The organism is Klebsiella sp. WOUb02 (genome assembly GCF_050058015.1).
Taxonomy (GTDB): domain Bacteria; phylum Pseudomonadota; class Gammaproteobacteria; order Enterobacterales; family Enterobacteriaceae; genus Klebsiella.
Map to the genome: position 1 here is coordinate 1,724,734 of NZ_CP170110.1, position 23,840 is coordinate 1,748,573.

Below are 23,840 nucleotides of genomic sequence, written 5' to 3' on the forward strand. Positions count from 1 at the left end.
TGCGCCCGATCCCATAACCTGCAGCGTCCCTGCTGATGGCATTAGCGTAATACTTACTTATCTCTCTAACTATGAGATATTTCACAGAGAAATAAGTCTTCGGGGTCAATGAAATGCCGATTAAATCACCCTTAACGCTGGATGAATATAAAGCCAACACCGCGCATTTATCCGCTTTAACCGAGTCAGAACAGCGCCTGGATAACTATATCCGCGATCATTTTAATGAAATTCCCTACCACGGCATTGTCGATATCGCAAACAACGCGGCGGTCAGTAAAGCGACCATTGGGCGGTTTTTAAATAAACTCGGTTTCACCGGTTATGCGGCGTTCCGGCGCGTCGTTGAGGAGTCGCTGTCGGCACAAAAGATGATTTCCCCCTATGAGCTGGCCGCGCGCTCGTCGGCCAGAGACCACGTGGCAACCGAACAGGTGGTCACGGAGTTCAATAATAACGTGGCGGGCCTTTTTGCCAGCTTCAAAGAGAGTATCGAGATCAACAGCCTGAATCATTTTATCGATATTATCCTCAACGATGAGCGTAAATTATATGTCGTCGGTCCTTCATCATCCCATGCGATGGCAACGCACTTCGTCACGCTCATCAAGTATTTTCGCGATCGCGTCACGCTATTAACGCTGGATGCCGGAGAATTACCAAAATCGCTGCTAAACCTGACCGATAACGACGTTTTGATCGTTTTCTCATACTATCGATTTAATAATATGGCGCTACGCATCGCCGAATGGTTTCGCAGTAAAAAAGCGCTGGTGGTGCTGATCACCAATTCTGAATCCAACCCCTACGGGAAATTTAGCAATCTGCAATTCGTGTTACCAAGCGATACTCATTCGGTATTTAAAAGTCGGATCATTGGTTTTTTCTTTATTGAGCTGACGCTGCATCTGGCCTATGAAAAAGGCGCCGGGGAAGGCAATTTTGAACAGCTGGAAGAACTTTTCGGCTTTTTTGAAACCTTCTCATCCGGTACCTGAAGGGCCACCGGATGAGCAGAAATCGCCGATCAGAGCGGGGGAGATAGCTGACGATCGAAAGCCTCGATCGCTTCATCGATTAACGCATCGTTGCTGCCAAGCCAGTGGTCGGTTCGCAGGCCGCGCGGATCTCCTCCTCGGACAGGCGATCGACGATCGCCGGACATCCCATGAGGGTCTCGAACAGATTCTGCGATCCGTCCGCCTGGTTCAGCAGGTTTTTCAGCATGTTGTACCCCTCGCTGCGGCCAACCTTTTCTGCCAGCTTCATGGAGACGGATTCAGACATAATAAAGTGATGCGAGGCGCTGAAGTTCTCGCGCATCTTAGCGGTATCCACTACCAGATGACGAATCAGGCGTTCGCCGCGCTCAAGGCTGGTCGCAAGACATAGCGCCGCTTCCGGCACCAGCGTCCAGTTCAGCACCCGGGCGGAGGCGGATCGGACGTCATGCTGATCGAGCAGGTTTGGCGCGCCTGAGGAGTACATCCAGCCCATGCGGGCCAGCGTCTGTATCATATTGCTGGAGCGCGGGTTGGTTTTATGCGGCATCGCGCTGGAACCGCCGCCGCCTTCCCCCTCCCGCAGCTCGGCAATCGGCGTGCGCCCCAGCGTCTCGACGTCATTGGCGATCCGGCATAGCGTGCCGTGCACAAGGGCGAAAAACTGCACCACTTCAACGACGTTATCCTGGCTGGCGTTCATGGCGCCTGATGGACAGCTTAATCCCAGCTCGCTCATTAAACGGTTGCGCATAGCCAGCCCCTGCGCGCCGACCGACGCCAGGTTACCCACCGCCCCGCCAAATAAACCGGTTGTCGCCGTCGCGAACAGATTATCCAGACGCCGTAAATGCCGGGTCAGCTCTCCCAGATAGCCGCTCACGTGTAGCCCCCACGTGGTAGCCGATGCGTCTATCGAATTGGTGCGCGCCACCATGACGCTGTACTTATGCTCTACTGCCATCTCCTTTAGCGCATTTCCCAGCCCGATCGTCAGGCGCCGCAGCAGCGTCAGCGTCTGATGAAGACGCATCGCCAGTCCGGTATCCAGCAGGTCCTGGGTGGTGCAGCCCCAGTGCAGATATTTTTTCACCCGCGGGGTCCCGGCATCGGCAATCTGATCGATCAGCGGCTTGATTGGCATACCCACGCTGCGGGTCTCCCGGGCAAGGCGGCTCCAGTCAAGGGAAAGCGTCCGGCAGGTTTCGCCAATATCATCCGCCGCCTGCTGCGGAATAACCCCCAGCTCCGCCTGAACGCGCGCCACGGTCGATTCGAACGTTAGCCAACAGCGAATCAGATTTTCATCCGACCAGATAACCTTCATCTCCGATTGGGTAAACAGAGAGGAATAGAGTTCTGAATCAAATACCGAACTTTGACTACCTCGCATCATTAACTCCTGTATGGATTGCGCCCTTACCAACAGCGTGGCGCCATTTTGCTACAACCGAATGGTTTTCTCTATCCGGGCTGATTGTGCGTTAAATAATTAAGCGGAAAAATGGGAAAGTTTATTTCCCGCAGTCGCGCCCGGATCCCCCTGCTGGAATGTGAGCGGCTTAACAAATTCGCCCTGATTTACGCCATCACGGCGGTTAAAATAATTATCCCCCGCGCCGTCGCGGGGTTTATTTGCAGCAAAAGGAGGCGAGTTTATGACAATTTGTGTTTAAGCTCACAATTGGTCATGAGAAAAAATGTTTCCCCTATTTCCCGCCGCCGTTCAGGTTTAAAAAAAACGCGTACTCCCAACAATAGAACATAACCCGTTACTACGCCCTTTTCTCTGGCCCGAGGATTCTATGAATATTACAACAAAAGCCATCGTCATTGGCGCACTGATCGCCGTCAGCTATTCCGCGTCGGCAATGAACGTTTATAAAGATAACAAGAGCACCCTGGATATATACGGCCGGCTGGAATGGCAGCTCGCCCACGGCGACGCCTCATTTGCCGAAGACGATTCGCGCAGCCAGCTCGGCGGCCGCCTGGGGCTCTATTTAACGCATAAATTAGATCTATTTGATGAGACCAAAATAGTCGGTCGGGTTGAATGGCAGGTGCGAACTGAAAAAAAAGATAATAAGACCGGAGATAAAGATCTGGACGCCCGCTATGCCTACCTCGGTCTTTCCCACAAGCGCTACGGTGAATTAATTGGCGGGCGTACCAAAAACCCGCTCTATCAGGTGATGAAAATGACCGACCGCTATAAAAACTTTACCCCCAATGTCTATAGCTACGGGATCACGACGATAGATAGCTCGTACCAGTTTAACCGCCAGGACGGCACCGTTCAGTGGAACGGCGAGTTTGCCGGACATCAACTCCAGCTGGCATACGTGATGGGCAACGGTAATAGCGATACCGACGCCCTCGATGACGGAATGATGGCCAGCTATCGCAAAACCTGGTCGTTGGCCGATCTGCAAATAACGCCGGCCATCGCCGCCAGCGAATATAAGCGTAAGGACGGCGTCAAAACCACGGATGGGCGGAAAAAGCATACGCAATATCTCGGCGGGCTGCAGACTGGACTATGGCGATATTTCGCTCGCTACCACGGTAGGCCGCGTGGCTATCGCCCGCGATAATAATAACGATAATGATTATACCAGCTTCGACTCTTTAGCCTCATGGAAATTTCAAAAGGTCAGATTCTTAGGAGGATATAGCACGCTGAATGAAGATGGCAAAAAATATGCCGAACGCCGGGGCTGGCGTGCCGAAACGCAATTAACCCTGGCGAAAGATACCTGGCTGTCTCTGAGCTATGTGAAGGAATTAGCCAATAAAAATAAGCCAGCCCATGACGATGCATTTATCGCCGGGCTGCGCTACGACTTTTAAGGATAAGCAAGATGAAAAAAGCACGTTATTTGCTGGCCGGCTACCTGTGCCTGTCAAGCCTCGCATTGGCTGATACCGTTATTGCGCCCTCTCCACGGGCGATAATGGATGGCGAAAATAAAACCGTCGCAATATATGGCAACTCGTACACCCATTACAATAACAATGTAAATACTCGCCTGCGCGACCTCGCCCGCTCGCTGCTGTCCGAACGCGGCAAAGGCTATGCGTATCGCGGTATTACCATCTCGACCGGACACCTGGGCTGGCATATCCCCAACCTGCAGTTCCAGAACGGGCTGCAAAAATGGGACGTGGTCATCTTCCAGGGAAACTCAACCGAAGCCATCAGCAAAAAGGCCGCCACCCGGGAGTATTTCACGCAGTCGGCGATAACCATGGCGGACATTGCGCATAAAGCGAATGAAAAGGTCGTCTGGTTCATGACCTGGGCCAGCAAAAATAAACCGGAGCAGACGGATAAACTGGAACAGGCCTATCTTGATATCGCCCGCCAGACGCACGGCTACGTAGCCCCGGTCGGCCTCGCTTTTGCGCGCGCCATTGAGCAGCATCCGGAGATAAATTTATACCACAGCGATGGCAACCACCCGTCGCTGGCTGGCACCTACCTGACGGCCTGCGTACTGTTTGCTACCCTCTATAATCAATCTCCGGTAGGCGGCGCCCTCCCCGTCGACAGCGATATGACCGAACAGACGGCCCGCGCTCTGCAGCAAACCGCATGGGATACGGTCGTCGCCTTCAGAGAGCAAAAGTCATCATAGACCTCTGGCCAGGGCCGGCGCATCCGGCCCTGCATCAATCCTCTTCCATCCGCTGATACTCTGCGCTGAGAAAATCCACCAGCGCGCGCACCGACGGCAATAGCCCGCGGCGGGAGGCAAAGACCGCATGGATCACTTCCCGCCGCGGCTGCCACTCATCAAGTACCACCACCAGCTCACCCGCCGCCAGCTTATCGCGCGCCATTAATAGCGGCAACTGGACAACTCCGACGCCGGCAATCGCCGCCTCACGCAGCGCCAGCATGTCGGTGGTCACCATTCGCGGCGTAAAGTAGACCTCCGCCCGCGCGCCCTGCGGACCGGTCAGCTGCCATTTATGCTGATGCTTGCCGGCGTCGAGGCTCAGTCCCGGCCACCCGCTTAGCTCAGACGGCGCCTGCGGCTGTCCCATGCGCGCCACCAGCGCCGGGCTGGCAAACAGCCGGTGCCCGCGATCGGCCAGCACCCGCATCACCAGATCGCTATCATCGAAGGGCCGCGGCCGCACGCGAATAGCCACGTCAACCCCTTCGCCGACCACATCGACCCGCCGGTTGGTGGCCTCCAGCAGGATATTGACGCTCGGGTAGCGCAGCATAAACCGCGCCAGCATCGGCCCAACGTGGGCATGCAACAAGGTGACAGGACAGGTCAGCCTGAGGCTTCCACAGGGTTCGACCCTCAGCGTTTCAACCGCCTGCTGCGCCGCTTCCGCCTCAATCAGCATCGCTTTACAGTGCTGGTAAAACGTCTGCCCCACTTCGGTGACCGCGAACTGCCGCGTGGTGCGATGGATCAGGCGCACGCCGAGCCGCTCTTCGAGCTGGGCAATGCGGCGGCTCAGCTTTGATTTAGGCTGATCGAGCGCCCTTCCCGCAGCGGCGAATCCGCCATGATCCACCACCTGCACAAACCAGGCTAAGTCGTTGAGATCCTGCATCCTTCCCCCATTGTTCCATTTTCAGAACAGTATAGGTCATTTTTGCTATCTACCGGGCTACAGACCGCGCATCTAAGCTTATCGCCATCGCAGCATCTGCACAGGAGAGAACAATGAAACAGATTACAGGCGTCTATACCGCGCCACCTCAGCACTGGGTCGGTGACGGTTTCCCGGTGCGCTCGCTGTTTTCTTATCAAACCCACGGCGAGCAGCTGAGCCCCTTCCTGCTGCTGGATTACGCAGGACCGCATAGCTTCCCGGCGGGGAGCGGCAAACGCGGCGTCGGCGAGCATCCGCATCGCGGGTTTGAAACCGTAACCGTTGTTTATTCAGGCGAAGTTGAGCACCGCGACTCAACCGGCCGCGGCGGCGTGATTGGCCCCGGCGATGTGCAGTGGATGACGGCGGGCGCCGGGATCCTGCACGAAGAGTTCCACTCGGCGGAATTTACCCGTACCGGAGGCGAGCTGAAGATGATCCAGCTGTGGGTCAACCTGCCGGCCAAAGATAAAATGGCCGCGCCGGGATACCAGAGCATCACCGCTGACCTGATTCCCCGCGTCGCGTTGCCGAATAGCGCAGGCCACGTGCGGGTCATCGCCGGCCATTACGCCGACGCTTCCGGTCCGGCGCATACCTTCTCGCCGCTGAACGTCTGGGATATGCAGGCTGACGCAGGGCCACGAGGTCTCGTTACGTCAGCCTGCCGGCTGGAGCACTGCGCTGGTTGTGCTTGAAGGTGAAGTCCGCGTTAACGACGCTGAAAACGCGCGCGAAGGCCAGCTGGTAGTGCTGAGCCAGCAGGGTGAAACGCTGCACCTCAGCGCTACCGCTGATGCCAAAGTCCTGCTGCTGGCCGGCGAACCGCTGGGTGAGCCTGTCGTCGGCTATGGCCCATTTGTGATGAACAGCAAAACGCAAATCGCGCAGGCGGTACGCGATTTTAATAGCGGCCGCTTTGGCCAAATCTGAAGCGGCGGAGGGGAATAATATGTTTGCTCCTGCCAGCATTAGCGATTCTCTTGCGGCGATGCCGGCACGCTCGGGAAGCGATAAGCGTTAGCAAACGGCTTGATTCACAGCGTTAAAGTCACCGCCCTGGCGTTTTTTGCCGGGGCGGTGTTCATTGCTTGAGCGAACGGTAAGGAAAGAATAAATACTGCTTGACCGTTTTAGCGCAACTCCCTATAGTACCGCCCCGTTGCCCACCCAAGGTGTGCAGCGAAACAATATGGTGAGGTGTCCGAGTGGCTGAAGGAGCACGCCTGGAAAGTGTGTATACGGCAACGTATCGGGGGTTCGAATCCCCCCCTCACCGCCATATTTAAGAAAGAGCTCGTACGCAAGTACGGGCTTTTTTTCGCATATTGCACCCCACCGGGGGGATGAGAAGCCCCGACCGGGGTTCGACAGCTGGCATCGCCAGCTGGACAGACCGCGAGCACGCGCGCGGGCTGCCTGCACAAAAATGCCGGGAGCATTTTTGAACAACGCCGGCGTTGGCCCCGAAGGGGCGAGGCCCAGGACGGGCCGAGTAACGGCGAGCGAAGCGAGTCAATCCCCCCCTCACCGCCATATTTAAGAAAGAGCTCGTACCTGCGTACGAGCTTTTTTTCGCATATTGCACCCAGCCGGAGGTATGGCCTTATCGCTCCTCCGCCAAACCCCCGCTCTTTGACCTGACCGCTGCGCGGTGCATCCCTGCCCCGCGAAGCGTCACACCTTTAGAAAGCCAGCGACGCCTGAACAAAGAAGGTTCGCGGCTCGCCGACATATTTGCCGTAGTTATTATCCGTTGAACGCGTGTAGTAGCGCTGATCGAAAAGGTTTTTAACCCCGGCGCCCAGTTTCAGATTTGACCACGACGGCCCCATGTCATATTCGCCGCGCATATTCCACACCATATAGCCGGCAATATTACCGTACTGGCCATCATCGCTCTCCCGGGTGATATAACCGTTCCCGGCATCAGACGACCCCGGAGAATGCTGGCGCGATTGCGAATAGCCATCGACGTTCCACACCCAGTTGCCCGTCGCGTAGCGGGAGCCCACCGTCAGCACCTGGCGAGAATAGAAGGGCAGATCTTTACCCGAAAACTCGCCGCTGACGGATACGGCGCGGGTATAGGTATAGGTGGAATAGAGGCTGAGCCCATCCAGGCTATGCGCCAGTTCGCTGAGATCGTAGTTCAGCGCCAGCTCGACGCCCTGATGTTTGGTGGCGCCCAGCGTGGTCCAGCCGATGGTGTTGTTGATGTACTGCAGCTGATTATCAAAATCAATGTAGAAAGCCGTCAGCTCCGCTTTGAGTAAGGAGTCGTCATAGCGGGTACCCACTTCATAGGTGTGCGCTTTCTCAGGCTGCAGGCCCGGAGCCGGCTGCCCGTGGTTGCCGCCGCGGGTAAGCTGGAAATACTGCAAACTGCCGAAAGAGGTATTGGCGTTAGCAAACAGCTTCCAGCCTGTCGGACAGGTGGTACATCACGTTGATCGATGGCAGCGGTTCGCTGTACGATTTTTCCCGCGCAATATCGGCAAACGCGTCATTCACATGCGTGCGGATGCTTTCATAACGCAGCCCCGGGGTAATGGTCCAGTTACCAACGTTGACGGCATCATCAATATAAAACGCGTTAGCTTCTGTACCGCCGGAGGTATGCTGATAGTAGTTTTCTTTAGAATTCGGGGCGGAGGTCGTGGTCGTCGGATCGTACCAGTCAGAGCGATACCCTTTTTCATCCGACGTTTCATTGAGATAACGATAGCCCAGGGTTATCTCATGAGCCATATCCCAGAAGCGGAACAGATGCGAATAGGTTGGCTCGATAGCCCAGGTCGTATAGTGACGCGGCGCTGCCGCCAGGCGACTCTGCCCGGTCTGCGCCCCGGTGCCGTTGGTCTGAATATCGCTGGTGCGGAAACTTTTGGTGAAATAGGTCAGCACTTCAAACTGGCTATCCTCTTCCTGATGGCGATATTTGAAAGACATATCCTGGCGGCGCCCGGCAAACTGATCGAACGGGCGCACGGACTGGAAGGGATTTTGCTGGTATTGCTCTTTCGTCAGGCCGCCGGGCATACCCGCGGAGGCGTTATAATAATGGAAGTTACCGGTCAGTTCGTCCTGCGGAGTGAAACGATAACGCGTTTTCAGCATAAAATCGTCAATATCGGTATTGTCATTATTTTCCCGGTATCCCTGGCCGTGCAGACCCGAGTACAGCAGCTCCGCCCCCAGACCGTTCTCCGCCGTGCCGCCAACGGAAGCGCTGGTCAGCGTTTTCAATCCGCCGTGTGAGGCCCCTTCCGTTTGCGCGCTCACCGCGCCGCCGAACGTTTCCGGGATATCCTTCGAGACAAAGTTGATCACTCCGCCGACGTTCTGCGGTCCGTAACGAACGGCGCTGCCGCCGCGGATGACGTCAATGGACTGAATATTCCCCATTGACAGCGGAGCTATTGACAGCTCGAGGCTGGCCGTAAGGCGCGACGGAGAGCGGTACGCCGTCCATCATGATGGTAGAGCGAGGCGACAGGCGCGATGTCAGGCCGCGTACGCCGACGTTCAGTGACACATCGCTCCCGCCGGTGCCGTTATTCTCCTGAACCTGAACGCCGGGAATACCGCGCAGCGCTTCTGAAATCGTCTCGCCGCCTTTTTCCTTAACCTGTTGCTCCGTCACGATAGTTCTGGCGCCGGGGTGATCGAGCACGACGGTGCTGTAATCCGGCGAATCAAGCCAGTTACCCACGACCGTCAGGGTATCCGTGCGATCGGTTGACGAAGAGTTATCATTTTTATCAGCAGCCCAGGCCGGGAACGCTAAAACAATAGCGGTAGCAAGCAGCGAGTGCCGGAAGTGACCAGACATGAGAAGATCCCCTGTAAAATAAATATATTAATTATTAATGAGTTAAGTTATGAATGATTTGCATTATGAGAAGCGGAATGATAATAATTAGCAATACATAACAATGTAAACTATTTTTTGAACCGACGATTGTTTTACACGCCAGCCAGCTGGCCGGGTTGTGTCGCTGCTATTTGGATTGGGAAAATGAGAGAGAAACGTTGGTGGCAGCTGGCGTTAACCGGCCGTATTTACTCTTTGCAGCAAATCTGCAGGCATCCCCCGTCACGGTGACGGATATTGCCGGAATCGGGCTACGGGCCAAATAGTCGTCGCATTTTACTCTTTAGCCGGCGCCTCCGGAGAGGCTGCCGGCTCCCGATCATACTGACCGGTCCGCAAGGCGAGCGCTACTTCGCCGCCACATCCCGCACATCGAATGTTTTCAGGACCTGGGCCGCGGCGGCGAAATCCGGGCTAAGCGGACGATCGGTATCCATAAATTTCACCTGGCGCCTGAGCGCATCGTACAGGGCGCCGGTCGGCGCCGACAGCGTAAAGCCGTTGTTCTTCTGCTTACGCAGATCGATCGCCTGTGCGTCATGCACCAGCAAAATCCCCAAAAGCTGATAGCTGTTATCGATCTGCTGCTGCAGGCGCTGTGCGACCTGCGGCGCATTCGTCGCGATATCCTCAATATCGCCAGCCACCGGCATAAAGTCCATCGACACCGGCATGGCCAGACTCTTTGTTGCGCATCGCCAGCGACATCACCGGCTTTTCCATCGCCCCAAAGGCGTGAACGGTATTGTCCGTGCCGAGGAAGCGCGTCAGCCCGGTAAACGACGGGTTGTTGAGCTTCACGACCTGTTGCGCGTTGGCCAAGGAGCTGTGGGCCAGCGCCAGGCTCAGCTGTTCAAAGGAGAGCACCCACGGCAGAGGTTCAAAGTTGGCCGTCGGCAAGACGGCGCCTTTCACCCCGTTTTGATCCACATAGCCCAGACGATCCTGCGGCCGATCCGACGGAGCGGCAACGCCGATCGCGACGCCGGGGTTATCGTCAGAGCTGTCGAGCTGCATCAGCAGCTGCTCCCTGGCCTGCTGATAGCTACGCTGCAGCTCGGCCAGCAGATAGACGCCGGAGCGGAAGCTCAGCGGGTCCTGCAGCGGACGGCCGTCGTCATGTTCCCACAGGCTGGAACCGGCAAGCAGCGTGCGCAGGTGCTGGCCCATCGCCACCACTTCCGGGTAAGGACGCAGCGCCAGCGTATTTTCGAGGAAAGGTGAAACGTTGCCGTTTAACGCCTCGAGGCTGGTGGCATACATCACGGCATTAAGCGGCAGGAGATGGGCCAGCGAATTCAGCGCCAGCGCGCCTCTGGCTGCGGAACTGGCGCTGGAGCTCAGAATGGATAGCGCATCTTTGGCATAAGGCACCACCGCCGGCGTTTTGCTGCGGTCCAGCGCGGCCCGGGCCGGGATCTTTTTCCCCTGATAGTAGACATCGCCTTCGCCAATCATCGCCAGGCCGATATGGCTGATAACGGTGATATCCCCCTCGCCAATAGAGCCCTCGCCCGGGATAACCGGCGTGATCCCTTTATTGAGAAAATCGACGTACGCGTCAATCACCTCCGGCTGCACGCCTCCGCCGCCGGTTAGCAGCGTGTTGAGGCGGGTTACCATCGTCGCGCGGGCGATGCGCTGGCTCATCGGCTCACCGATGCCGCCGGAATGGGCGTGCAGCAGGCCGATGTTAAATTTCTTCGACGCCGCGATCACCTCATCGGTCAGCTTACCGTGGACGTCGACCATAGGCCGGTCTTTATTAAGACCGACGCCGACCGTCAAGCCGTAGATTTTTTGCCCATTCTGCGCCGCCGCAATCAGCACCCGGTGAGCCTTTTCCACCCGCGCGGTGGCCGCAGGCGAGATCGCCACGGCTTCGCCATCCGCCACGCTGGCAATCATCGCCGGGGTAATCGAGTGCCCGTCCAGCGTGACCGTAGATAAACCTACCTTGCTGTAGCTCAGAGTGAGTAGTGCAATCATCAAAAGCGACAACTTTGCTGACATAGATACAACCCTCTTATTATTTATGCTGTGATGTTAATAAGGAAATCTTATTGAAATTAAATAACTTTTTTATAGCCGTTCGTTGATCAGCGTTTTTTCGCCTTTTGCCGATCGATCCTGAGCAACGCAATCATCGCCAGCACGCTGGCGATCATCACGTACCATGCCGGCGCAAAGCGCGTCCCGGTATTTTCGGTCAGCCAGGTCAGCACCGCCGGCGCAAAACCGCCAAACAGGGTTACCGCGAGGTTATAAGAAACGGACATCCCGCTGGCGCGAACGTCGGTGGGGAAAAGCTCGGACAGCGCCAGGGGAGCCACGCCGACGAACAGCGAAACCAGGATGCAGAACAGGCTTTGCACCACAATCAGCGTCAGCGTGGTATGCGAAGCGTCGAGCAGCAGCAGCAGCGGATAGCTGCAGATAAGCAACAGCCCGGCGCCGATCATCAGCAGCTTATGGGTGCCGATCCGATCGGAATAAGTGCCAGCGGCGACGCAGCACACCACCATAAAGCAGTTGCCAATCAGCGCCGCGAGGATCGGAATAAGTGCCAGCGGCGACGCAGCACACCACCATAAAGCAGTTGCCAATCAGCGCCGCGAGGAACGCCTGGTGGCTCTCAAAATGCAGCTGACGCTGAACGTAAATCGGCATGTAGATAATCAGCGCGTAGACGCTAACGGCCCACAGTATCGATAGCCCGGTACCGAGCAACACCGCGTTGCCGTGCGCTTTAAAAAGCTGCAGCAGGGGCATTTCCGGCCCGATCTTCTCCCCCCTGCGGCGGGCCTGCTCCTCGATAAAGAGCGGCGTTTCCTCCAGCGTTTTACGCATCCACAAACCGATGGGCGCGATGGAAAGTCCAATAATGAACGGAATACGCCAGCCCCAGTCGCCAATCTGCTCGTGGCTGAGGGTCAGAGTCACCACCGTAGCCACCAGCGCGCCAAAGATATTGGAGATCCCCATGCTGGCCTGCAGCCAGGAGGCGTACTGGCCCTTTTTTTCGGCTGGCGCATGTTCGACCAAAAAGGCCGCCGCGCCGCCCACCTCGCCCCCGGCGGAGAAGCCCTGCAGCACCCGACCGCACAGAATCAGCAGCGGCGCGCCAATACCGATCGCACTGTAGGGGGGAGCAAAGGCGATAATGGCCGTACCCACGGCCATCGTCATAATGGTCAGAGTCAGGGCGGCCTTGCGCCCTACCCTGTCGCCATAGACGCCGATAACCAGGGCCCCCAGAGGCCGAATCACAAAACCGAGACCAAAGGCTAAAAACGCCTCAAACAGCTGCGCCCCGGCATCTTGCTGATGGAAAAAGTTCTGCGCGATATAGACCGCGAAAAAGGCATAGATTGAAAAGTCATACCATTCCAGCGCATTACCGATTGAGGCCGCAGCAATCGCTTTATAGCCCTTGCTGCGCGACTCCGGTACGGACCGGAGAGCCTCGGCGCTCAGGGGGGAAGTGGTGGTTTTTGTCATAATGACCTCATACGCAGGGCTAGCCGGCCGCAGATAAATTGATGTAAGAAATTGATTTTTCTTTTACTTCATCCAGGGACTCCTGATAACCCGCGTCGGCATAGCGCATCACGCCGGTGCTGGTATCATTGGTCATGGAGAGCTGCAGGCGCTGCGCCGCGGCGTCTGAACCGTCGGCAACCACCGTCACGCCGGAGCTGGTCATATAGCCGCTATACCCGCCGCCGCCGGAGTGAATCGCCACCAGATCGGCCATCGACGCGCAGTTCACCAGGGCGTTGAGCAGCGGCCAGTCGGCGATAGCGTCCGAGCCATCTTTCATCTTCTCGGTCATGATGTTGGGATGAGCCATCGCCCCGGCATCGAGGTGGTCGCGGGTGAAGGCAATCGGCCCGCTCAGGCGACCATCGGCCACCATGCGGTTCACCTCCAGCGCCAGCTCCGTTCGTTCGCCGTGGCCGAGCCAGGCAATTCGCGCGGGCAGACCTTCGAACGGCACCTTCTCGCGGGCCAGGCGGATCCAGTTGCTGACGATTTGATTGTCGGCAAAGCGCGTCAGCAGATAATCGTCGATGACCCTGATGTCATCGCTATTATTGGACAGCGCGATCCAGCGGAAGGGGCCGATAGCGCGGCAGAACAGCGGGCGCAGGAAGGCCTCGGTAAAAATTGGGATCTCAAAGGCGCGCGCAACGCCCCCCTGATGGGCATGGGTACGAATAAGGTTGCCGTTATCAAACACCACGGCGCCGCGATCCATAAATCCGAGCATGGCGGTGACGTGCCGGACGATCGAGCGGCGGCTGGCATCCATCAGAACGTCGATATCCTTTCGCGCTGGGCGACAACCTGCTCCAGGGAGTAGCCGGAAGGCACGTAGCCGTAGACCAAATCATGAGCCGCGGTCTGGTCGGTAACGATATCGGGAATAATCCCTTTGGCTAAAATAGCCGGAAAAACGTCGGCGGCATTGCCCAGTAAGCCCACGGAGACAGGCTGCCGGTCGTTCTGCGCATTGCGAATAAGGGTGAGCGCATGCTCAAGGTCCCGCGCCTGATATTGCAGAAAGCCGTTTTTCAGCCGCTTATCGATGCTCTTTTGGCTGACCTCAACCGTAAGGATCGCGGCCCTGGCCATGGTGCCGGCCAGCGGCTGCGCCCCGCCCATGCCCCCTAAACCGGCGGTCAGAATAAAGCGCCCGCGCAGATCGTTATCAAAGTAGCGTTCGGCAATGCGGGAAAAAATCTCATAGGTCCCCTGAATGACGCCCTGCGAGCCGATGTACTGCCAGTCGCCGGCGGTTAGCCCGCCCCAGCAGATCAGATTGTCCTTCTCCCAGCGATAGAAGTTGTCCGCCTTTGCCCACTGACCGACCATATTGCAGTTTGCCATGATCACCAGCGGGGCATTGGCGTGGGTTTGCAGCAGGCCAATCGGCTTGCCGGACTGGACCAGCAGGGTTTGGTCTTCGCGCATGGTTTTCAACGCCTGCACAATAGCGTCGTGCGACGGCCAGTCGCGCGCGGCGCGGCCTAGCGCGGCGTAGACCACCAGCTCGTCAGGGTTTTCCCCCACCGCCAGCACGTTTTCCAGAAGGCGAAGCAGGGCTTCCTGGCGCCAGCCCAGGCAGCGAAGCTGGGTACCCGAGGTCACGCTGTAGCTCTTTTTCATTTTGCGGCTCCCTGCTGAATATGGCTGAACAACTCGATCCCCAGCGTCTTCTCAACGGCGGGATAAACCGCCGGATCGGTAACGGATGAAGAGAGCGGAATTTGGCTATGGTGTTGGTGAAAAATAACGATTTCGAGGCCCGGCTTCAGCTGCCCGGCGCTGACCGGGTTGCCCTGCATATCCAGCGTGGTGATGACGTCCGGATAGGTGGCAATGCGCTGGCCGTGGCGATCCTCCACCGCCATATGTTCATTCATCACGTGGATGCGGCGCAGGTTTTCGCCCTGGCCGACGTCGATAATGCCGACGTCAAAGGCTTCACTGGTATATTGCAGCGTGGTTTGCGTCACTTTCCCGCTGCCGACGATCTGCCCGCCGGTGTGGTTGCATATCGCATCGATGACCGCGCTGCCGCCCTTTTTAGCGGCGGCGATAATGGTTTCGCCGAGAGAAATGGCGCGGCTGATACCGCCATGCGCGGCGTGCTGGCGCACGTAAGCGCCGCGAATCGGGTTGCGACAGCTGGCGATAAAGCCTCCGGACATATCCGAGGCTTTACGCAATATGGGGGAGACTTTGGCGGTGGCGCCTTTCACGACCAGCTCAATATAGGCATGATTCTTTCGATTACCGCCCACCGCCGCCTGAATCATCGGCGCGCTGCTGGAGGCAAGGCCCAGCGAGCCCATATCGCCGGTGGGATGGGCGCGCAGATCCCCCACCGCATCGACCACTTTGGTGCCGAGAATGGCGGATGGCAGCCAGCCGTTTAGCGTACTGGACATCCCGTTTTGCCCGATAATCAGGCCATAAAGGGGTTCACCCAGCTCTTTTTGCACCAGCTGGACGGCCTTAACATAATCGATCCCGAGCATTTCCCAGTCGGTCAGCCCGCCGGGCGCGCCAATCGCCGCGGCGGTGGCAATCCAGGCGCTGTCGTCAACCTCGTCCATGGTAACCAGCTCGGGGCGGCCAATGGTGACCGACATTTTGCCTAACTCCAGCCCGTGTTCAACCCAACCGCCGCCGCCGCAGGCAAACACTGAACCACCCTTAACGGCGGCTTCGACGTCAGCCAGTGTTAAAATTCGACCCATTGCTATTCCTCCAGAAGTACAGAACTCGTAAGCAGGCGCTAAAGTGCATAATTAATGAATAATCATCACGGCCTTGGTTCGATACTAGAGGGCGGAATGTCAAAATGTCATATTACTTTTTGGCCACAGCGTATAACACAATGTTAACGATCGGAAAAACGCCAGCGCGCGGTAATTTGCGCGAAGAGAAGCCGCTCCCTGGCGGGCGCCGATGGCGGCGACGGGCTATCTCGACCAGTGAACCTGAATCGACTCCAGGGTGCTGATAAATTCCTGGGCCAGCCGCGAAAGCGGTTCGTACATGCCGTAAATGATGCTGATTGGCGTTTTAGCCGTCGGTGAAAGAGGACGAAAGACGACGTTGGTCCATACCGGGCCGCTGGCGGTAATCTCATCGATCAGCGCGATGCCCACCCCCGCCTGAACCAGGGCGCAGGCCACGTGAATCTGTTGCGATTCAACGATTGGCCGCACAACAATGCCTTCATCATTAAAGAGCTGCCTGACTATCTGCCCGATAGGGATATCGGAGCCGTAGCCAATAAACGGCTGGCCAACCAGATCTTCGACATTGATCGTATTTTTGGCGGTCAGCGGATGGGTCGCCGGGAGCGCAACGACCAGATGATTTTCATATAACACCCGGGACTGTACGTTTGGATGGCCCTCATGGAGGAAGGCGATCCCTAGCTCAACCTGCTGAGTCAGCACCGCCTGCAGCAGCACGTCGGGGATCATGGTATGCAGAATCACCCGGGTATCGGGCAGCGTACGGTGAAATTTAGCAATGGCGTTGGGTATTAATCCCTGACCGAGGCTGGGGCTACAGGCGATCCGCAGATGACCCATGCGGTTTTGAATCAAATCCTCCGCCACTTCATTAACGCGCTGCACGCCGAGATAGACCGAGTTGACCTCAATAAAGAGGTGCCGCGCCTCAGGCGTTGGATAAAGCCGCCCTTTTATCCGCTCAAATAGCGATAGCCCCAGCCGCTGTTCGGTATAGCCGATGAGCCGGGAAACGGCCGGCTGCGAAACGTGCAGCAGCTTTGCCGCGCCGCTGATGGAACCCGTCAGCATAATGGCGCGAAAAACTTCAATTTGTTTGAGATTTAAACGCATCCCACCCTCTCCAAGGTTAACATAATGTTATGCAAGAGTGATAAATAAGCATAAGACATAATACCTACAGCCACCCTACACTAGACGCAGACTTTGGAAAAGAGGCCGATTACGCATCGGCCACATATGCATTTTTATGCAAAATTTTCGGTAAAAGTTATAAGGGCGTACGTTATGAGTGTGCAGAAGAGATGGGAGATCGTGGTAAAGGGCAATCTGGTTGATGCCGACGGCATCACGCTCGATGGATGGCTGGCTATCGAACAGGGAAAAATCGCTGCCACCGGCAGCGGCCCGCTGCCTCAGGCGGAAAAAGTGATCGATGCCAGCGGCCGGTGGGTTATTCCCGGAGTGATTGACGGCCAGGTCCATTCAGGAAGCCAGGCCAACCAGGAGGGCCTCGGCTGGGCCTCACGCGCCGCCGCCGCCGGCGGCGTGACGGTAATGGTTGATATGCCCTATGACGACCCTGAGCCGGTCGCCAGCCGCGGCCAGCTGGAGAATAAAATTGCGGAGGTCGAACGCGACTGCCACGTCGACGTGGCCCTGTTCGGCACGCTAAACCAAAAGCACGGCTTCGAGGCGGCGGCGGGACTCATCGAGGGAGGCGTCTGCGCGTTTAAATTCTCGACGTTCGAAGCCACTCCCGGCCGCTTCCCGCGGGTCGAGGAGGACGATCTGCTGCACGCGTTCCAGTCTGATCGCCCCGAGCGGCTTAGCCTGCGCGGTGCACAATCAGATGCAGGAGATGACGCGCAAAAACATCCAGCGCATGGTTGCCGAAAACGATACCGGCTGGGACGCGTTCATGCGCGCGCATACTCCCCTGATCGAAGATCTGGCCACCGCGCAGACTGTATGAAATCGGCGCGCTTACCGGCGCCCGCGCCCATGCGGTCCACGTTTCAACCTCGCGCGGGTTTGAGATCTATAAAATGTACAAAAACGCCGGCTATCCGGTCTCCATCGAAACCTGCGTTCAGTATCTGATCCTGAACCATGAAGAGCACTCGTTCCGGCTAGGGGCCAAAACCAAACACTACCCGCCAATCCGGCCCAAATCTGAGTCCGAACGGCTGTGGGTGCATATTGCGCAGGGGGATTGCACGTTCGTCTCTTCCGACCACGTCAGCTGGGGGCTGGAGCGCAAAGGGGATGAGAACATTTTCAAAAACGCCTCCGGCGGCCCGGGCCTCGAAACCTTACTGCCGGCGCTATGGACCGGCTGCGAACAGCATGGCATCACGCCGACAATGGTCGTTCAGCTGCTATGCCGCAATCCGGCGCAGCACTTTCTTCTCGATGACCGCAAAGGGTCGTTTGCCGCGGGTAAAGACGCCGACTTCGTGATCCTGAATCCCGAAACCTATCGCTTCGATCCCTCCGCCAGCCTGTCGGCGGTGACCTGGAGCTCATTCGCCGACATGGAGTTTACGGTACGGGTTGAGCAGACGTGGTGCCGCGGCATGCCGGTATTTAACCACGGAAAGATCGTCAACCAGCCGGGCGACGGTCGGTTCCTGCGCCCGCGCAGCGCCGCATAAGAGAGACCACATTATGACGAAAATCAACGCAGAAATACGCAACAACGGCCCTCTCATCAACGCTTCCCGCCTGTGGGAAAACGCCAACACTTTAGCGACCATGACGCTACCGGGTACGCCCTGGACGCGCCGCGCCTTCACGCCGCTGTTCAGCGAAGGCCGTCAGTGGCTGCAGCAGAAAATGGAGCAGGCCGGGCTTAGCGTCACCCTCGACGCGGGCGGCAACCTGATCGGACGGCGGGCCGGACGGCGCATGGATTTGGCGCCGATAACGATCGGTTCCCACAGCGATACGGTGGTTGGCGGCGGACGCTATGACGGCATTATCGGCGTCCTGGCCGGCATCGAAATCGCCTTAAGCCTACAGGAGCGCGATATCACGCTTGAGCATCCGCTGGAGGTGATCGACTTCCTCTCTGAAGAGCCGAGCGACTACGGCATCTCCTGCGTGGGCAGCCGCGCCTTTTCCGGCTCGCTCGATAGCGGCATGCTGGCGGCTAAAAACCATGCCGGGGAGACGCTGGCCGAGGCGATGCTGCGGGTTGGCGCTAAGCCGCAGCTATTAACCGCGCCGCTGCGCGGTCCGGGCAGCACGGCGGCCTATATTGAACTGCACATTGAGCAAGGCCCGGTACTGGAAAACGCGGGCTTACCCATTGGCATCGTGACGCATATCGTGGGGATCCGCCGCGTGCGGATTATGGTTCACGGCCAGCCGGACCACTCCGGCACCACGCCGATGGATATCCGCCGCGACGCGCTGGTGGGCGCCGCGCAGGTGATAACCCGCGTCCATCAGCTGGCCAGCGCGCAAAGCGGTAACCCGCATTACGTGGTGGCGACGATTGGCCGCATCGCGATGACGCCGAACGTGCCCAACGCGGTGCCGGGCTGGGTTGAGCTGATGCTTGAGGTCCGCAGCGACAGCCAGCAGGTTCTCGACGCGTTCCCGGAAGAGATTATGCAGCTGTGCGCATCAGAGCTGGCGGCCCTGGGACTGTCCGCGACGTTGGAGCACGTAAGCCGCGCCAGCCCAACTCCCTGCTCGGACGTCGTGATGCGGGCGATCGCCGAAGCCGCGGGGCATCTGCAGCTGGAATACCAGCGTCTGCCAAGCGGAGCCGGGCACGACGCGGTCTACGTCTCCCCGACGGGCCCGGTGGGGATGGTCTTTATTCCGTGCCTGGGCGGGCGCAGCCACTGCCCCGAAGAGTCGATTACCGAACGACAGCTGGCGGATGGCGCGGCGGTGATGGCGCAAACCCTGCTCAACCTGGACCGCCAGCTGGCGGGCTAGCCCATCCGCGATCCCGCGCAAAGGAGCGGCGCCGGTCGCTCCTCCCGCTATCCATAACTATTTAGTCTCGTTTCTCGGGACGGCGGGGCATCTGACGATGCTCCGGCTTTGCTCGCCTCCCCCGACCCACAGCCCCTCTTTGAGGTAGATTGCGGCCGCTGACAAATCTATACTTGGCGCACAATTTAACCCTAAGGCCTGGACATGACCTTCTCTTCCCCACATAACAAACGCGGCGTGACGCCGGCTAAAGCCATGGTCGCGGCGATCAGCGGCTACGCAATGGATGGTTTCGATCTGCTGATCCTCGGCTTCATGCTGCCGGCAATCAGCGCTTCTCTGGCGCTCAGTACCTCTCAGGCGGGTTCCCTGGTGACCTGGACGCTCATTGGCGCGGTGCTGGGCGGGATTTTATTTGGCCATCTCAGCGATCGCCTCGGACGCATTCGCGTGCTGACCTTCACGATTCTGATGTTCTCCGTTTTTACCGGCCTTTGCGCGGTCGCCCAGGGCTATTGGGATCTGCTGGCCTATCGCACCCTTGCGGGTATGGGGCTTGGCGGCGAATTCGGTATCGGCATGGCGCTGATTGCCGAAGTCTGGCCGGCCCATAAGCGCAACCGCGCCTCGGCGTGGGTCGGCATCGGCTGGCAGCTTGGCGTGCTGCTTGCCGCCTTTATCACCCCGCTGCTGCTGGATATCATCGGCTGGCGCGGGATGTTTCTGGTCGGCCTTCTGCCGGCGCTGGTCTCATTTGCCATCCGCCGCGGGATGGGGGAACCGGAGGCGTTTACTAAAGATAGCCGCGTCGCGCAGGAAATATCGTTCACGGCGCGGATCGGGATGCTGTTTGCCGACCGCGCCACCTCGAAGGCCAGCATCGGCATCCTGATCCTGTGTTCGGTGCAGAATTTTGGCTACTACGGCCTGATGATCTGGATGCCCAGCTATCTCTCCTCCAGCTTTGGCTTCTCGCTGACCAAATCGGGGCTGTGGACGGCGGTCACGGTGGTAGGAATGACCTTCGGCATCTGGCTATTTGGCGTGCTGGCGGATCGCTTCCCGCGCTGGAAAATCTTCCTTATTTACCAGGTCGGCGCCGTGGTGATGGTCATTATCTACGCCCAGCTGCGCGACCCCACCGTCATGCTGTTTACCGGGGCGTTGATGGGGATGTTCGTCAACGGGATGATCGGCGGCTACGGGGCGCTGATCTCCGATACCTATCCGCTAAAAGTGCTCGCCACCGCGCAGAACGTCCTGTTTAACCTCGGGCGCGGCGTCGGCGGCTTTGGACCGCTGGTGATTGGCCTGTTCGTCAGCCACTGGTCGTTTACCGCGGCGATCACCCTGCTGGCCCTGCTCTATCTGCTGGATATTTTCGCCACCCTGTTCCTGCTGCCAAAAAAACAGGGCAGCGAAGATGCGCTGGGGGCGATTGGCTAATCCTCGAACCGCGCCGGCGGGCCGCAGAAAAAACAAAGCCCGGGTTTCCCCGGGCTTTGCACACCATGTAACTGCTAGTAGTAGGCTTTCAGCGCCCGCTGACAGAGCATCGAGCGGACGCAGTCGTCGGTCGTAAAGCGAACGATACCAACCATCTCGTCTTCTTCAAAACGCGCCAGCGCATCGACCAGGCCAGACCTTACGCCAGAGGGTAAATCACACTGGGTAACGTCGCCGTTGACGATAACCGTCACGTTCTCCCCGAGGCGGGTCAAAAACATTTTCATTTGCGCAGCGGTCACGTTCTGAGCCTCATCCAGAATCACAACCGCATTTTCAAATGTACGTCCGCGCATATAGGCGAACGGCGCGATTTCCACCTTGCCAATTTCAGGCCGCAGGCAGTATTGCATAAAGGAAGCGCCCAGCCTTCTCACCAGCACGTCATACACCGGGCGGAAATAGGGGGCGAATTTCTCGGCGATATCTCCCGGTAAGAAGCCGAGGTCTTCATCGGCTTGCAGAACGGGACGGGTAACAATAATTCTGTCCACGTCCTTATGGATCAGGGCTTCAGCTGCTTTCGCCGCGCTGATCCAGGTCTTCCCGCACCCGGCTTCGCCGGTGGCAAAGATCAGCTGTTTATTGTCAATGGCATTCAAATAATGCACCTGAGCGTCATTACGCGCTTCAATTGGCGACAAATCGCGGCTGTCCCGCGCCATACCAATCGCTTCTACGCCACTCATTTGCACAAGCGATGTGACCGATTCTTCTTCGCGCTGCTTATGGCTGCGCGAATCCTGTCTCAGCACACGTTTGGCCTCACGACGAGCTTTGGTCACTGCTTTTTGTCTTCCCATGGATAGCACCTTGCGTTGTTGGTTTACATCACACGCGTCAATATCGACGCGATTATGCGCACGAACGATTGAGGTTTGGCTTCCTTGTAAGCCATTGCTTGCCTGTCGAATTGACAACGGGTCGCGGCTACGCGCACCGCGTACCCGGTCTGGGTTTAGGTTATCTGTGGTGACTGGAGAAAAAGTCGAGGTGTGGGAATCGCGGCCGGAAGTGTGGCCCCCGTGCTGATGAGTACGGTAAGAAGATTTACATTTTCCGTTACAGCAATCGGGCATTCGCGATCTCCATAGTGAAACGACATCACTGCCGGGAACTACCGCGTCTGTTAATAAGTACATCAAAAATAATTCTCAATGCAACTTATTTTTCACATACAGACAACAAATAATTCTCATCGCAGCTCAGGAGAGTTTCCGACAAATAGATTACAGAAAAATAACACAAGGCAGGAAATACAAAAAAAGAATGGAAAAACAGCAGAAAACGCCCTGCCCTTACGGGCAGGAACGTCAGGCTTCAATCAGCGACTGCGCCAGGTAGTGCTGGCTATCCACCACGCCCGGCAGCGCAAAGAAGTAGCCGCCGCCGATCGGCTTAATGTACTCCTCCAGCGCTTCGCCGTTGAGCCGCTTTTGCACCGTCAGGAAACCTTTTTCCAGATCGTGCTGATAGCAGACAAACAGCAGCCCCATATCCAGCTGTCCGGAGTTGGTCACCCCCAGCGAATAGCTGTAGCCGCGGCGCATCATCAGGTTCGACTGCGTCTGCGGCGTGCGCGGGTTAGCGAGGCGGATGTGGCTATCGAGGGCGATAATATCGCCATCGGGATCCTTAGCGTAATCCGGCACATCGTGCTCGTGCTGCATCCCCAGCGGCGCGCCGCTGTGCTTGTCGCGACCGAAAATGGTCTGCTGCTCTTTCAGCGGCGTGCGATCCCAGAACTCGACGTGGAACTGGATAATCCGCGCCGCCTGATAGCTGCCGCCCGTCGCCCACGCCGGCTCACCCTGGCCGGCGGTGACCCATACCACCTCATCCATCAGCGCGCTGTCGGTGCTGACCGGGTTCGCCGTACCGTCCTTAAAGCCCAGCAGGTTAACCGGCGTCTCTTTGCCTTTGCTGCGCGCGGCGCTATCGGAGATAAAGCCCTCGCGCTTCCAGCGGACGCTGAGCAGATCCGGGGTATGCTTAATCACATCGCGCAGGGCGTGGATCACCGTATCCTGGGTGTTGGCGCAAATTTGCAGCAGCAGATCGCCGTGGCAAAGCGCGGCATCCAGCGAATCGTTAGGAAAACGCGTCATCTTCTGCAGCTTCTTCGGCGCGTGTTCCGCGAGCCCATAGCGCTCGTCAAACAGCGAGTGGCCGACCGATACGGTCATCGTCAGGTTATCCGGGGAGATCCACGGCCCGAGAATGCCCGAGTCCATCGGCGGCAGGCGCGGATTCGGCGTGTCCGGCGCCGGCCCGCCTTTGGTCAGAAAGGCAATCCGCTGGGTCAGCAGACGGAACAGGCGCTCGAGGTCGGCCTTATCATCGCTGGCCAGCACGTCGAAGGCCACCAGCATCATCGCGGCTTGCTGCGGGGTGAGGATCCCCGCCTGATGCGGCCCATAAAAAGGCTGCTCCTCCATACGCGCGTTGGGCGATAGCGTTCCCGGCGAGCTGGTACTTTTGGCCGCATGGGCAACCGGACAGCCGCCGGCGATAGCCAGCGCGCCGCCTAGCGCGCCGATCCCTTTTAATAACCGCCGACGTGAAGGCTCATTCACGTCGGATTGCTTCTGTTCTGCCATC

At 57.8% G+C, this 23,840-nt stretch carries 18 protein-coding genes, 1 tRNA gene and 4 pseudogenes; 10 read left to right on the top strand and 13 right to left on the bottom strand.

The window, feature by feature from the left end:
- The first annotated feature begins 113 nt into the window (after positions 1-113).
- On the top strand, positions 114-998 hold the full coding sequence (locus ABOC21_RS15210; protein ID WP_426815146.1) for a MurR/RpiR family transcriptional regulator: 885 nt from the start codon (positions 114-116) through the stop codon (positions 996-998).
- Positions 999-1,027: 29 nt separating this feature from the next.
- Here the strand turns inward: ABOC21_RS15210 and ABOC21_RS15215 are convergent.
- A pseudogene (locus ABOC21_RS15215) lies at positions 1,028-2,394 on the bottom strand (class-II fumarase/aspartase family protein).
- Positions 2,395-2,806: 412 nt separating this feature from the next.
- Here ABOC21_RS15215 and ABOC21_RS15220 point away from each other — a divergent pair.
- The 3 genes from ABOC21_RS15220 to ABOC21_RS15230 are packed head-to-tail and all read left to right on the top strand — an operon-like array spanning position 2,807 to position 4,642.
- Positions 2,807-3,598: a porin gene (locus ABOC21_RS15220; protein WP_426815147.1), complete on the top strand. Its 792-nt coding sequence runs from the start codon at positions 2,807-2,809 to the stop codon at positions 3,596-3,598.
- Positions 3,579-3,854 (top strand): hypothetical protein, encoded by a 276-nt coding sequence (locus ABOC21_RS15225; protein ID WP_426815148.1) that lies wholly within the window; start codon positions 3,579-3,581, stop codon positions 3,852-3,854. Before ABOC21_RS15220 ends, ABOC21_RS15225 begins: the two co-directional genes overlap by 20 nt.
- An 11-nt stretch (positions 3,855-3,865) precedes the next feature.
- A complete protein-coding gene (locus ABOC21_RS15230) occupies positions 3,866-4,642 on the top strand; it encodes an SGNH/GDSL hydrolase family protein (protein WP_426815149.1) in 777 nt (258 codons plus the stop codon).
- 34 nt (positions 4,643-4,676) lie between these two features.
- Here ABOC21_RS15230 and ABOC21_RS15235 read toward each other — a convergent pair whose 3' ends face one another.
- Positions 4,677-5,582, bottom strand: coding sequence for a LysR family transcriptional regulator (locus ABOC21_RS15235; RefSeq protein WP_426815150.1), 906 nt, complete (start codon positions 5,580-5,582; stop codon positions 4,677-4,679).
- Positions 5,583-5,695: 113 nt separating this feature from the next.
- Between ABOC21_RS15235 and ABOC21_RS15240 the strand changes: the two are divergent.
- Both ABOC21_RS15240 and ABOC21_RS15245 read left to right on the top strand, forming a co-directional pair.
- Positions 5,696-6,557 (top strand): annotated as a pseudogene (locus ABOC21_RS15240) (pirin family protein).
- A 261-nt stretch (positions 6,558-6,818) separates the two neighbouring features.
- A tRNA-Ser gene (locus ABOC21_RS15245) sits at positions 6,819-6,906 on the top strand.
- A gap of 403 nt (positions 6,907-7,309) precedes the next feature.
- Here the strand turns inward: ABOC21_RS15245 and ABOC21_RS15250 are convergent.
- The 9 genes and pseudogenes from ABOC21_RS15250 to ABOC21_RS15290 all read right to left on the bottom strand — a co-directional run bounded on the left by ABOC21_RS15250 (position 7,310) and on the right by ABOC21_RS15290 (position 16,892).
- A pseudogene (locus ABOC21_RS15250) lies at positions 7,310-9,459 on the bottom strand (TonB-dependent receptor family protein).
- A 389-nt stretch (positions 9,460-9,848) separates the two neighbouring features.
- Entirely contained in the window at positions 9,849-10,175 is a 327-nt protein-coding gene (locus ABOC21_RS15255; protein WP_426815151.1) for an aromatic amino acid lyase, read from the bottom strand.
- Positions 10,132-11,514 (bottom strand): aromatic amino acid ammonia-lyase, encoded by a 1,383-nt coding sequence (locus ABOC21_RS15260; RefSeq protein WP_426815152.1) that lies wholly within the window; start codon positions 11,512-11,514, stop codon positions 10,132-10,134. Before ABOC21_RS15260 ends, ABOC21_RS15255 begins: the two co-directional genes overlap by 44 nt.
- Positions 11,515-11,600: 86 nt before the next feature.
- Positions 11,601-12,020, bottom strand: coding sequence for an MFS transporter (locus ABOC21_RS15265; protein ID WP_426815153.1), 420 nt, complete (start codon positions 12,018-12,020; stop codon positions 11,601-11,603).
- Positions 11,971-13,002 carry an MFS transporter gene (locus ABOC21_RS15270; RefSeq protein WP_426815154.1) on the bottom strand — a complete coding sequence of 344 codons (1,032 nt, stop codon included), beginning with the start codon at positions 13,000-13,002 and terminating at the stop codon, positions 11,971-11,973. The genes ABOC21_RS15265 and ABOC21_RS15270 overlap by 50 nt, the downstream gene beginning before the upstream one ends.
- Positions 13,003-13,021: 19 nt before the next feature.
- A complete protein-coding gene (locus ABOC21_RS15275; protein ID WP_426815504.1) occupies positions 13,022-13,723 on the bottom strand; it encodes a hypothetical protein in 702 nt (233 codons plus the stop codon).
- Positions 13,715-14,673, bottom strand: a pseudogene (locus ABOC21_RS15280) (urocanate hydratase); the annotation flags it as partial. The gene ABOC21_RS15275 and the pseudogene ABOC21_RS15280, both read right to left, overlap by 9 nt.
- Positions 14,670-15,770, bottom strand: coding sequence for a DUF917 domain-containing protein (locus tag ABOC21_RS15285; protein ID WP_426815155.1), 1,101 nt, complete (start codon positions 15,768-15,770; stop codon positions 14,670-14,672). The gene ABOC21_RS15285 and the pseudogene ABOC21_RS15280, both read right to left, overlap by 4 nt.
- Before the next feature lie 225 nt (positions 15,771-15,995).
- A complete protein-coding gene (locus ABOC21_RS15290; RefSeq protein ID WP_133597412.1) occupies positions 15,996-16,892 on the bottom strand; it encodes a LysR family transcriptional regulator in 897 nt (298 codons plus the stop codon).
- A gap of 174 nt (positions 16,893-17,066) precedes the next feature.
- On the opposite strand from ABOC21_RS15290, the gene ABOC21_RS15295 reads away from it, so the two are divergent.
- The 4 genes from ABOC21_RS15295 to ABOC21_RS15310 all read left to right on the top strand — a co-directional run bounded on the left by ABOC21_RS15295 (position 17,067) and on the right by ABOC21_RS15310 (position 21,179).
- Complete coding sequence (locus ABOC21_RS15295; RefSeq protein ID WP_426815156.1) at positions 17,067-17,882, top strand: hypothetical protein; 816 nt, start codon at positions 17,067-17,069, stop codon at positions 17,880-17,882.
- Positions 17,828-18,436, top strand: coding sequence for an amidohydrolase family protein (locus ABOC21_RS15300; RefSeq protein ID WP_426815157.1), 609 nt, complete (start codon positions 17,828-17,830; stop codon positions 18,434-18,436). Before ABOC21_RS15295 ends, ABOC21_RS15300 begins: the two co-directional genes overlap by 55 nt.
- Before the next feature lie 13 nt (positions 18,437-18,449).
- Positions 18,450-19,733, top strand: coding sequence for a Zn-dependent hydrolase (locus ABOC21_RS15305; RefSeq protein ID WP_426815158.1), 1,284 nt, complete (start codon positions 18,450-18,452; stop codon positions 19,731-19,733).
- Positions 19,734-19,937: 204 nt separating this feature from the next.
- A complete protein-coding gene (locus ABOC21_RS15310; protein ID WP_426815159.1) occupies positions 19,938-21,179 on the top strand; it encodes an MFS transporter in 1,242 nt (413 codons plus the stop codon).
- Positions 21,180-21,253: 74 nt separating this feature from the next.
- Here the strand turns inward: ABOC21_RS15310 and phoH are convergent, their stop codons facing one another.
- Together phoH and efeB are read right to left on the bottom strand one after the other, a co-directional pair.
- Positions 21,254-22,042 carry a phosphate starvation-inducible protein PhoH gene (gene phoH, locus ABOC21_RS15315; protein ID WP_283825819.1) on the bottom strand — a complete coding sequence of 263 codons (789 nt, stop codon included), beginning with the start codon at positions 22,040-22,042 and terminating at the stop codon, positions 21,254-21,256.
- Positions 22,043-22,552: 510 nt separating this feature from the next.
- Complete coding sequence (gene efeB / locus ABOC21_RS15320) at positions 22,553-23,839, bottom strand: iron uptake transporter deferrochelatase/peroxidase subunit (RefSeq protein WP_426815160.1); 1,287 nt, start codon at positions 23,837-23,839, stop codon at positions 22,553-22,555.
- Position 23,840: the final 1 nt, after the last annotated feature.